General features: G+C 38.6%; 12 protein-coding genes. All 12 read right to left on the bottom strand.

Annotation, left to right across the window (positions count from 1 at the left end; translation table 11 throughout):
• Nucleotides 1-86: 86 nt before the first annotated feature.
• The 12 genes from OW492_RS12080 to OW492_RS12025 all read right to left on the bottom strand — a co-directional run bounded on the left by OW492_RS12080 (nt 87) and on the right by OW492_RS12025 (nt 12282).
• Nucleotides 87-1082, bottom strand: a complete 996-nt coding sequence (locus OW492_RS12080) for a GTP-binding protein (protein WP_290040248.1) — start codon at nt 1080-1082, stop codon at nt 87-89.
• Nucleotides 1083-1183: 101 nt separating this feature from the next.
• Nucleotides 1184-2518 (bottom strand): dihydroorotase, encoded by a 1335-nt coding sequence (locus OW492_RS12075; RefSeq protein WP_290040246.1) that lies wholly within the window; start codon nt 2516-2518, stop codon nt 1184-1186.
• 63 nt (nt 2519-2581) lie between these two features.
• Nucleotides 2582-3034 carry a Fur family transcriptional regulator gene (locus OW492_RS12070; protein WP_290040245.1) on the bottom strand — a complete coding sequence of 151 codons (453 nt, stop codon included), beginning with the start codon at nt 3032-3034 and terminating at the stop codon, nt 2582-2584.
• Nucleotides 3035-3038: 4 nt separating this feature from the next.
• A complete protein-coding gene (locus tag OW492_RS12065; RefSeq protein ID WP_290040244.1) occupies nt 3039-3689 on the bottom strand; it encodes a DUF1826 domain-containing protein in 651 nt (216 codons plus the stop codon).
• A gap of 284 nt (nt 3690-3973) precedes the next feature.
• A complete protein-coding gene (locus OW492_RS12060; RefSeq protein WP_290040242.1) occupies nt 3974-5458 on the bottom strand; it encodes a PLP-dependent aminotransferase family protein in 1485 nt (494 codons plus the stop codon).
• Between the two features lie 3 nt (nt 5459-5461).
• On the bottom strand, nt 5462-6766 hold the full coding sequence (locus tag OW492_RS12055; RefSeq protein WP_290040241.1) for an aminotransferase class III-fold pyridoxal phosphate-dependent enzyme: 1305 nt from the start codon (nt 6764-6766) through the stop codon (nt 5462-5464).
• Between the two features lie 103 nt (nt 6767-6869).
• The gene (locus OW492_RS12050) at nt 6870-7625 is read right to left on the bottom strand and encodes an amino acid ABC transporter ATP-binding protein (RefSeq protein WP_290040240.1); all 756 of its coding nucleotides are present in this window, start codon (nt 7623-7625) and stop codon (nt 6870-6872) included.
• A gap of 11 nt (nt 7626-7636) precedes the next feature.
• Nucleotides 7637-8299 (bottom strand): amino acid ABC transporter permease, encoded by a 663-nt coding sequence (locus OW492_RS12045; protein WP_290040239.1) that lies wholly within the window; start codon nt 8297-8299, stop codon nt 7637-7639.
• 52 nt (nt 8300-8351) lie between these two features.
• On the bottom strand, nt 8352-9179 hold the full coding sequence (locus tag OW492_RS12040; RefSeq protein ID WP_290040238.1) for a transporter substrate-binding domain-containing protein: 828 nt from the start codon (nt 9177-9179) through the stop codon (nt 8352-8354).
• A 464-nt stretch (nt 9180-9643) separates the two neighbouring features.
• Entirely contained in the window at nt 9644-10504 is an 861-nt protein-coding gene (locus tag OW492_RS12035; RefSeq protein ID WP_290040237.1) for an NAD(P)-dependent oxidoreductase, read from the bottom strand.
• A gap of 126 nt (nt 10505-10630) precedes the next feature.
• Nucleotides 10631-11884: an FAD-dependent oxidoreductase gene (locus OW492_RS12030; RefSeq protein WP_290040236.1), complete on the bottom strand. Its 1254-nt coding sequence runs from the start codon at nt 11882-11884 to the stop codon at nt 10631-10633.
• A gap of 53 nt (nt 11885-11937) precedes the next feature.
• Nucleotides 11938-12282 carry a RidA family protein gene (locus OW492_RS12025; protein ID WP_290040235.1) on the bottom strand — a complete coding sequence of 115 codons (345 nt, stop codon included), beginning with the start codon at nt 12280-12282 and terminating at the stop codon, nt 11938-11940.
• Between the last annotated feature and the right edge of the window lie 42 nt (nt 12283-12324).

Genomic DNA, 12324 nt, shown 5'->3' with positions numbered 1-12324 from the left:
AACCAAATGTCTGAAGTTTCTTATTTAAATAACGATGAAGTACTTATTAGTAATAATAATCTATAGGTAATTTTTCGAAAGAATCACTAACGGATACAGTTAAGTAACTGCTTTTCAAATAATTCATCGAATTGTTCAGCAATTAGCTCAATACGACTTTCCCGGCATTCCTCTAATGGTGTTTCAGTTAATCCATCGCCAGTAAGGTTGTAACCCAAAATACCCTTGTCAGTAATTAACACCGCTTTCATACGTTCCACTTTCAACGTAGAAAATAATGACAACAACTGTTTGTGATCAAATATTTTTGTCGCAGCGAAACGCCAGCCAATACTGCAAAAACCTTCACCTTTATTAACTGCTTTAATGACACCACTGTTCGGCATAGCCGCTTCTGATGCAAGCGGTTTGTTATTAGTATGATGGTGACCAGGCAAAGATTGCTCAACAAATATCGCACTGTCCAACTCAGTTAAACAGAATGAGCCATGTTCAGAAAAAACCACTTTTGTACTCGGTCCCGCTATTTTTACTACGTAATCTTGCAACCTATCAGCATCACCTACTTGATAAAGATCCTGCTTATTACCCACGACAACATCAGCAATTGCAATTTGTTGGTTAAACGTCTCATGCTCAGTATACCGAGTATCTGATAAATTACGGGCATCAACTAGAGTGATATTATGCTGAAGTTGTAAAATATCGCGATAATACGCGGTAGAAAGCACCTGTAAAACTTCCTTAGGATGTCCCAATCCAGTGGGCTCAATCAATAAACGATCTGGTTTTGCTTTTAATAATAATTGATTAAGCGCAGTTTGCATCGGTAGACCGGCAGCGCAACACATGCAACCACCAGGCACTTCTCGAATATAAACTTGTTGCATTTCACTGTATTCGCCCTGCATTAAACTACCATCAACACCAATTTCACCAAACTCATTCACTAAGACAGCCCAGCGTTCATTTCGAGGCTTATTTTTAATAAGATTGAGAATAGCAGAGGTTTTCCCCACCCCAAGAAACCCCGTAATAATATTAGTTGGTACTCCTAAAATGGGTTGTTTAGTAGAGCTCATTATTGACCCCTGTACTGTATCGATATTACTACGCTGTCGTTCATTAAAAATTTTCCTTAACATACTGATTTAGCTTAACTAGAAGCCTAATACCAATCTCACTAACCTGCAAATGCTAAACGCATCGCAGCAGAGGAGTGCTCAATCACTTGTTGGTCGGCATAGACTAAACAACCATTCACCCACGTTTTCTCAATCTGAGCAGAAAAACGGTGCCCAGCAAAAGGTGACCAAGCACAGTGATACAAACTATTTTCATTAGTCACTAAAGTACCAGCTTTACTATCAACTAATACTAAATCAGCATAATAACCTTCACGAATATAGCCACGATCTTGAATACGATAACGAATAGCTGGATTATGTGCTGTTTTTTCAACAATCTGCGGTAGGGTCATTTTCCCCTGTTTCACTTGATCAAATAAACTCAACAAAGCATGTTGAACTAAAGGCAAACCCGCTGGTGCTTGTTCATAAGGGACTTGTTTTTCTTGCCAAGTATGCGGCGCATGATCAGTGGCAATAATATCAATCTGCCCTGTCTTTAATGCTGCTAATAAACTATTGCGATCATGCTCTGTTTTAATGGCTGGGTTACATTTTATTTGGTTGCCCAATACAGCGTAATCTTTCTCGCTAAACCAAAGGTGATGTACACAGGCCTCTGCTGTAATAGATTTGTTATCAATCGCCCCAGCTTCAAACAATGCGAGCTCTTTTGCACTGGTAATATGTAATACATGCAGTTGGCTATTATATTTTTTCGCTAATTCAACTGCATATGAAGAAGAAGCATAACAGGCATGCTCATCTCGTAATACAGGGTGATCATCTATAGCAAATTGCGTTTTACTACTTAATAATTTTTCTTGGTTTGCTTTAATAACAGCACCACTTTCACAGTGCGTCACAATCAGCACCGGTGCATCACGGAAAATAGCTTCTAACGCTTGTGGATCTTCAACTAATAAATCTCCCGTTGAAGCGCCCATAAATACTTTTACACCACAATGTTTGCGAGGGTCTAATAACTTGATTTGCTCTAGGTTATCTTCAGTTGCTCCTAGATAAAATGAATAATTAGCCAATGAGCTTTGTTCTGCAATATCAAACTTACGCTCCAATGCCGCTATGGTAGTTGTTGCAGGGTTAACATTAGGCATCTCCATATAACTAGTAATACCACCAGCAACCGCAGCTCGTGACTCACTAGCAATCGTTCCTTTATGAGTTAAACCTGGTTCACGGAAATGCACTTGGTCATCAATCATCCCAGGCAATAAGAAAGCGCCCTCAGCATTAATAATTTGGTCACCTGATTTTGCTTCTATATTAACCGCGATACGCTCAATACGTTGGTCAACAATACGTACATCTGTGTAGGTAATAGAGCCTTCATTAACCACGTGGGCATTTTTAATTAATGTCGCAGACATAAGTTTTCACACTCCTTTGAGGAAATAATATAAGAAATAGTTTAAAGGCAGGTCTGAAGCACTTTATTCAACACATTGATCGCATATACCGTTGATTTCAATCTGTGAATTAACCACAGTAAAACCTTCTTGCTGGGCGTTTGATTTAAGCCCTATCATCATTTGAGGATCAATTATTTGTTCATTGATTTTGTTACATTTTGCACAGATCAAAAACTGCGGAGTACCATGCTCATCTTCGCAAAGAATGTGCGAACAAGCGACATATTGGTTAGATACTGTTAACTTATGCACAAAGAGTTCTTGTTCAAGAAAGTCTAAAGTACGATAAATTGTCATAACCTGCATAGGCTGCTTGAAATGAGTTTGGCAATAATCTAACAATTCATAGGCAGAAAGTGCTTTGTTAGCATGCAGCAGTGTCTGTAAAACTAATTTACGCTTTGGCGTTAGTTTTTTACCGCGTGTTTTACAGCTTTGCTCTACATAATCAATGATGGCATCAAATTCACTCATGAGATCACACTATATCCAAAGTGAGTAATAATCGTTTTTCATTTAACTTTAAAGCAGGTGAGCGATGCACTAACCCCATATTTTCATTGCTCTCCCAACCACTCCCCTTTAATAAAGCAACATCACCTGACTGCATACGTTGCATCGTAAAATCATTATCAGAATGACTTGCCTTATTGCCTGTGCCTAATTGGCTGCGATCTACGTGATGATTCTCTAACCACTCTGTTGCTGTGCCAGCATAAGTACTCACTAAACGACATGGTATTTGATCAACATGAAATTTCGGACACATCGCTTTATCTAATGTCGTCAGCCGCAACCCAGCTTCTTTTGTCTCAAATAAACAGCAGAACATATCGACAATTAATGCAATATCGTCACTCAAAGCATTTGCACAAGCATAGCCATCAAGTTTATATCTGATCCATTCTGCTACATCATCAGGTGTCACGTATTTAACGAGCGCCAATGGTTTACTGACTTGTAACATTTCATGAATAGAAGTTGTCATCTCTATTGGTAATGTGCGTTGCCAGATCGCGATATTGTTTTCTGGTTGGTAGATATCAGTTAATACACTTGATTGCTTATCGATTGGTAATGGTAATAGAGACTCAACCACATCACCTTTAACAACTGTATTAACATTCATATAATTACCCTTGTATTATTCATAACTTGCTCTAGATATTGCCCATTAAAACAGTAATCTTTACTGTTACTTTAATGGCATCACTTCAACCCAATAGATATGTTATAACATAACACAAAAGGCAATTACTAGTTAAGAAGGGATATTTATAAAAGCGTAGGTGATTTATTCTTAGCATCAGCATTGATAGTGATAAAAATAGTAAAAGGATAAACGTTACAAGCCTATTAAAGGTATATAGCAAAGGTGAAGTAATTTTAAGTAAACTTATTGAATGAAGTAGATTATTTATTAAGCCGACTTGAGTTAATATAAATAGCGATTTTAGTTAACCCTTCACGTAATTGTTCTTCATTAAGCAGTATAAAACCGAGCTTAATGAAATTATTACCCTGTTCGTGTTGAGAAAAAAATACCGGACCTGGTTCTATCACTACACCCTGCTTTCGTAAGTGACTGGCTAATACAGTAGTATTGATATCGGCAGGTACTTCAACCCATAGATTTAAACCACCAGTTGATGTGGTGAACTTCCATTCAGGTAGTAACTCTTTAATAAGTTTTTGGCATAGTTTCCATCTCTTTTTTGCCACTTTACGTAAGTTCCGAATCTGCTGATCATAACCGCCATTAGCAATAAAATGAGCTAAAGTACGTTGTTCATGTCCTGAGAGGTTACGTAATTGATAACGACGAATATCCAACAATGATGAAATAATATCTTTATGCGCAATGATATAAGCAATGCGACACACAGCTCCTAAATACTTTGAAAACCCACTGATATAAATAACATTGTCCAACCCTTGGGAGGCTATAGGTGGTGATGATCGCCCAATAAAGCGCATCTCAGCATCATAATCATCTTCAATAATACAACTGTCTATCTGCTTGGCTTTTTGCAGTAATCCAGCCTTTCGTGGCATGGACATACTGATGTTACTCGGTAACTGATGACTAGGCGTTGTATAAATGATTTCAGTATTATTAGGAATCGATTCTAAATGGATCCCACTATCATCAACCGGCACAGGACAAATATTTGCTCCCGCTCTTAAAAAAGCATGCCGAGCATCGGGATAGCCCGGCTCTTCGACTGCAACGGGCGTCCCTTTTTTTATTAACAACTCTGAAATTAAAAAAAGTGCGTGTTGTGTACCCACTGTTAATATGATGTTTTCTGCGTTTGCTTTAATGCCTCTCGACACTAAAAGTTCTTTTAAAATAATATCAATAAGTACTGGGTCATCAGCACCAAAATTATCATATAAACTAAACTTCCTACTACCTGCTTGCAATGCTTCCCGAGATGCTTTAATCCAAGCTGCGCTCGGAAAACTATCTTCAGGAATTGAAGCAGTGATAAATGGAAAAGGTAACTCTGCATCCACTGCTGAACGCTGTAATTGCACAGGGTTACCCGGGGTAGCAGTACTTTTAGCACGCTTCATCCATCCTTGATGCCTAGTATTTTCTTTTAATACTGTTTTTAACGATTCTTGCGTGGCTATTTCTGGATTAACATAGCGACCTAATCGAGCTTTAGAATAAATAATACCTTGTGCTTCTAACTCTTCATAAGCCATTAATACTGTATTCAAACTAACATTAAGTTGCTCGGATAAATTACGGGTTGATGGTAATTTTATACTTTGAAAATGACCTTCAAGAATTGCTTGTTCAAGTCCTTTTTTAGCTTGTAAAAAGAGTGGTGTGGGAGACTGTCGGTCAATTTGAATATAACGCGCAACAATTTCAACACCAAACATAGATCATTCCTTTGTAAGTTTATTCTTTACTGAATCCGTTACACTAATAATTGCATTAACAATGGCTTGGCTCATCATATCACACTCTTCTTGATTAATATTAAGAGGAGGGTTGATACGAATAATGCCGTCTGCCGCCGCAACAATACATGCATTTTCTTGGCAAACTTGGGCAACTCTATTCGCTAATTCAGTGGCTGAATATCCATTAAAATCACGAAACTCTAACCCCCACATATGTCCAAAACCACGAATATCTTGCAAGATAGGAAGTTGCTTTATTTGTGCAAAATAAATCTTAATGTGTTGCTCATTATCTGCAGTTTTAGCGCATAAATTATCGCGTTCAATTATCTCTATCGCTTTTAATGCAATACTACACCCAGTAGGGTGCCCAGCCATGGTGATCACCATTTTAAGTGGCACACTATGCGTCAGTAAATCGTGATAAATCGGCTCATCTACCGCGACAGCAGCTAAGGGAAAATACCCCGCAGTTATACCTTTACCTAAGGTCACCATATCAGGGCGGATCCCTTCTTGCTGAAACCCGAACCAAGTACCAGTGCGGCCAAAACCTGTAATCACTTCATCAACCACTAAGCTGATTTGATATTGATCGCAAAGCGATCTTAATAACCTCAAATAACCTTTTGGCGGAATAATAACACCACCAGCAAAACCTACTGGCTCTACAAATAAACAAGCGATACGTGCTTGTCCAATCTCTGCAATTTTCGCTTCAAGTTGGGCTTGTATTTCAGTTAATGAATACAGAGCACCAGTACTCGCATTACGTGCACTAGAGATATAAACAAAATCATCAGAAGTGATATGAGTATCCACTTTAAAAGGTACAAAACCAGTGACTTGCTTAGCCTGCCCAAGATTACCGTGATAACTACGGTCTAAAGATAAACAAACCGTTTTCTTTGTATAACCTAATGCCTGCCAACGTTTGCGTGCAATGTTCAATGCCATTTCATTAGCCGATGAACCACTGATCGCATATTTTATTTTGTAGCTCCCGCCTAATAAATCGCTTAGACGATTAGACAGCTTAATACTGGCATGACTTTGATGCTCAGGAGAACAATAAGAGAGTGTTTTTAAGCCTTCAGTGGCTGCTTCTATCAATTCTGGATGTGCATGACCTAGGTTTAAACAACTGTGTCCAGAAACCGCTTCATAAGCATAATCATGGCCTACAATTTTAGCCCATCCACCTTTACCTGAGGAGATAATCGTATCGGGAACAGTGCTACCTTCAAAATCCTCAACCCATTGAGAGGTTAACGAGTTATCCATTATAATTCCTTGTTTTAACAAAAGTTGCCATTAATTACTTGGTTGTTGATGATCAATATAGGCAATCTTATCTAGCCAAAAATAACCAAGACTCTGACTATTATTAATGCTCATTAGCATGAAAATGAGATAAAAATGCTTTCGTGCGCTCATCTTTAGGGTGGTCGATTACTTGTTTTGCAGGGCCATCCTCGACGACAACACCATCCCTCATAAAGACCACTCGATTAGCAACCTCTCTTGCAAACGACATCTCATGTGTCACCACGATCATGGTCATCCCCTCTGCCGCCAACTCCTTCATTACCGACAACACTTCCCCCACTAACTCTGGGTCTAATGCAGAGGTTGCCTCATCAAACAATATCACCTGTGGTTCCATCGCTAAGGCACGTGCGATTGCAATACGTTGCTTCTGTCCGCCTGATAAAGAGGATGGGTAATCATTAGCCTTAATACTCATGCCTACTTTTTCAAGCTGTTCCATGGCTAATTCTTGTGCTTGCTGCTTGTTCATTTTCTTTGCCGTTACCGGTCCTTCCATAACATTTTGTAGCACTGTCATATGTGGAAAAAGATTAAAATGTTGGAATACCATACCAGTGTGACGACGGAACTCAGCCAGCTCTTTGGGTTTTAACTGTAGGCGAGATTCACCAAATACCATTCTGGTATTGCCTATTTCAATACGACCTGCATCAGGTGGTACTAAAACATTCAAACAGCGTAATAAAGTCGACTTTCCCGATCCTGAAGGGCCAATTAGCGCAACCACCTCCCCTTTCTCGATTTTTAAATTGACATCGCGTAACACCACAAGGTCACCAAATTGTTTTTGAATAGCATCGATTCTGATCATAATTAAACCTTTTAGTGTTTTACGCTGTTACGTGACTCAAGGTGACGTACTAACATGGTTAAAGGAAAAAGAAGTGCAAAATAAAATAATGCGACAACTGTATAAACCTCTAAAGGTCTGAAGGTTTCAAGAGCGATTAATTTACCTTGGTACAACAGGTCTGGTATCGCTAATACAGAAACTAATGATGTATTTTTTAAGTTGATAACCGATTGATTAACCAAAGAAGGCAGCATCTTTCTGATCGCTTGCGGTAAAATAATGCGACGTAAAATATCACCGTGCATTAAACCAATTGCTTCACCTGCTTCATATTGCCCAGGGTCAACACCTTGAATACCACCTCGAATGATCTCCGCATAAAAAGAGGCACCATAAAGAGTCAATGCAATAAATGAAGCTGTTAATGCTGAAATTTCTACACCAATTAAAATAGGTAGCGCATAGTAAATCCAAATTAAAGCCACTAAAACTGGGGTACAGCGAGAGACTTCAATCATCGATATTGAGATAATTCTAAAAAACTTGTGTTTAGAGATAGTACCTAATGCATTAACGGTCCCTAAGATTAAACCAGCAACAACAACCGCCGCTGATAATAAAATGGTGACCATTAATCCACTAAATAAAAAATCATAATTATCCCAAAGCCATGAAAAGTTCCATTGATACATAATGATGACGTTCCTATAAGTTAGAGTGGCAAGTTAAAAAATTAAATGACCTTTAAAGTTTTAAGTTAGATGGGAAGTCTTCAGGTGTTACCCCCACAAGTGACATGTTGCGTTTGACTGCTTCGCCGATAAATCCACTTTCACTATTTTTTGCTAACCATGCATTAACATACTCTTGTAAGCTAGTATCACCCGGTTTTCTCTGGAAACCCGCGTGAGAGGTAGTGTAAGAAACAGGAGAAGGCGCGATAACAGTGCCTAATTGAGAATTTTTCTTAACAATAGGTAAGCTCAACATCATCACAAAACATTGTGCATCAGCTTTACCTGACTGCAATGCAATTGAAGCTTCGCTTACATTGTCAAAACGAAGAATAGTGGCGTTTGGCAATAACTTAGTAACTGTTGCATCATGAGCAGAGCCCGCATCAACGGCGATACGAATTTCAGGCTTGTTATAGTCTTCCCAGGTTTCAAACTTGGCATCATCACGCACCACTAATGTGAATGCGTTATTAAAAACAGGGCTAGAAAAGTCGATAACCTTCTTACGTGCCTCTGTTGGGTTCAAACCAAACATGATATCGATTTTGTCAGACTGCAAATCAAGCACTGAGTTTCCCCATGTGGTTGTTACGATTTCTAATTCCACGCCTAAATCTTTGGCTAAAGACTCAGCAATATCGATGAAAATTCCTTGCCATTCACCAGAGCGTCTATCTTTTTTAAAGGTAGGAGCAGCATCTGTTACACCACCAATTCTTAATTTACCTGAGCTTTGGATCTCTTCCAGTGTGGTTTGTGCCGCAGCAGTTGTGTTAAGTGCAAAGATAGCCATTAAACCTATTGTTGCAACTTTTAATGTGTTAAAAAATTTCATTGTATTCTCCATTCCATTGAGTGCAGTAAAAACGTGATGTAATAACAATTGAGTGTTTAATATATGCCTTAATCTGAACTTACAAAAGACACAAAAAATTTAATTTTAATGGTTACAGAATGTATTAATTGAGTGCAAAGCGCACAAAAAAAGTGCACTTAATCAAAGGCATTATTACAGTGGGAATTGACTACTGAACTGCGTGAAACAGCCACTCTTAGAACATAAGTGCCTTTATATACATGTCGAATTTCTGAGGTAATTGGTTTGAAACAATAAGAAAGTGAGAATGTAAGAAAAATCAGAAAAGATAAAGCGAGAAAAATAAATACAAGTTACAGAAATAAAAATAGAAGTGAAAAATCGCAACCCTACCAGATTAAGTATGATTACGATTATTGACAATAATGAAACAAAATTCGCGTTATTGATTAATCAGAGAGATTTAAACAGCGATTAGGCATTTATTTCACCGTTTTATAAATAGCAGCGATATCTTCATCAGCATAACCAGCTTTACGTGCCTGTTTGAAAGATTCATTACTTGTAGCTGCCGTTGGCAGTGATAGATCTAATTGGTCGCCTAAATCAACTGCTAAGCGCATATCCTTTTGCATATGTTTAAGTGGAAAACTCGTATCGTACTTCTCAGCTAATAACATTGGCCCTTTAACCGCAAACATAGGATTAGCCATTGCTCCTGCCGCAATAATCTCTAATAATTGTTCACCATCAAGGTCAGCTTTTAACCCTAGGGATACCCCTTCACTGAAAATACTTAACATGCCACCCATGATCATATTAACCACCAGCTTCATTTTAGCACCTTGACCAATTTCACCTAAGTACGGCGACATTTTCCCCATTATTTCAAAAGCAGGCAATGCATCGTCATACACAGACTTATCACCAGCAGCTAAAATAATTAACGTACCATCCTCAGCTGGCTTTTTAGTACCTGATACAGGAGCTTCTAAAAAACGTCCCCCCGCTTCAGTGATCGCAGCTGAGATCTTTTGTGAGGTTGCATCATCAACTGTAGACATATCAATATAACTACGCCCTTCACCAATACCTGCAATAATACCATCAGGGCCTTCACAAATTGCTAGCGCAGCAGCAGGGTCAGAAACAATGGTAAAAGTAATATCACAGGTTTCTGCAACTTCTCTTGGCGTGCTACCTTGCTTTGCACCTTGTGCAACCAAATCTACACATTTATCACTATTACGATTCCAAACAGTCACATCTAAACCAGCTTTAACTAAGTTTAAAGCCATTGCGTTTCCCATAATGCCTAATCCGATAAAACCGAATTTTTTCATAAAATAGTTTCCTTATTGTTAATTAGTTTTTATTTATATTTAATGTCACATCTAATGAATAATAGAATCTGTTTAAGCCTTGATAGATGTACAACGATAAAACGATAAAACGATACAATTTTTCAGTTAAAGTAATGAGTTAAAACGCAATGGTGAAAAAGCAGCGAGATCTACGCAAGGAGTCTCCCCCGCAATTATTTCACTAACAAGACGTCCTGTAACAGCACTTAGAGTTAACCCTAAATGCCCATGACCGAAGGCTAAAGTTACTTTTGGTTGAGAAGGTAAATTACCAATAATAGGCAAAGAATCTGGGGTTGAAGGTCGACTTCCTAGCCAATCAGAGGTCACCTCTACCTCCCCGCCTAACATAGTACTAGCGACTTTTTTTAGGTTATCAATGCGTCTTTGTACCGCTGGCGCATTGATATCAGAAAACTCTGCTGTACCGGCAAGACGGATTTGCTTTTCTATCGGTGTCATAAAAATAGACTTATCTAACCATGCTACTGGACGTGATAAAGGCGTTTTATTGCTACTTGAGTTAATCATCAAGTGATAACCTCGTTCACTGACCAATGGAATGTTTACATTAAGTTGTTTAACCAGTTTCTTAGAAGCCGTACCAGCTGCAATAACTAAGTGATCAAAATACTGTGCACTCGCTGATAGTTGAACTTCTACTCCTTGATTATTGGTGTTAATAGATTGCACCTCCTCCTCTACAATCGCTCCTCCATTAGCAATGAAGTGCTCAGCGTAACAACGACTCAGCTGTATCGGACTGACCGTAAAGCGTGTATCTGGATAATAGATACCACCGGCATAAAAAGGAGCTAAACTAGGCTCCATATCCTGCACTTTTTTAGCATCACATAGAGATAAGTTAACACCTTGCCCTTGTCGTTCTAACACTTCTCCCTTGCGTATTTTCTCAATACTTTCCGGGTCAGCTAATAGCGCTAGACTACCTTGACTACGAATAAAAGATTGACCGCCCGTCATATTCAATAATATTTGGTCTGATTCAAATGCTTTAGATTGTAATTCAGTTAAGGCTTCTCGTGCAGTAGGGTAGCGAAAACAAGAACGAAAGTATTGCCAAGCATAAGGACACATCTCAGGAACATAACGAGACGAAATAGATAAAGGGCTATTTTGATCCAATAACATTTTAGGTATCTTGCCAAGCATACTGAATCTAGTAAAAGGCAAGCATGCAAAACTCGCTAGTACCCCTGCGTTACCAAAAGAGGTACCTTCACCAGCTTTTTGTCGATCAATAATGCTAACTTTATGCCCTGCTTTTTGTAACCATAAAGCAGAAGATAAACCAATAATACCCGCACCAATAATGACAATATTTTTACTTTCTGACATGCCGTCCCTCGTATTAATATAACCAAGTTCAATCTCGTTTATTAACGCGACTCTTAACGAGCTGCCTCTACTTTCATTTCTACTAGTATGTCAGGACGTGCTAAACGAGCTTCCACACAAGCTCGAGCTGGTGTATCTTCAGGTTTAACCCATTCGAACCAGACACTATTCATTTCCCCTTTATCATCAATATTCGCTAACCAGATCGTCACACTCAACATCTTAGTTTTATCAGTTCCCGCTTCTGCCAATAACGCATCTATTTTTGCTAAAACTTGCTTAGTTTGTCCAGCTACATCTTGTGTAGTGTCATCGGCCACCTGTCCTGCTAAATAAGCAGAGGATTCAGTGGTAACTATTTTGCTTAATACTTTATTAGAGTGTTTACGTTCAATCATAGAGTTCTCTTACATAAAAATAGATATCTGCTTATATGAAGC

Source organism: Psychromonas sp. 14N.309.X.WAT.B.A12, assembly GCF_030397575.1.
Classification (GTDB): domain Bacteria; phylum Pseudomonadota; class Gammaproteobacteria; order Enterobacterales; family Psychromonadaceae; genus Psychromonas.
This window is presented reverse-complemented; position numbering and strand designations above follow the sequence as displayed.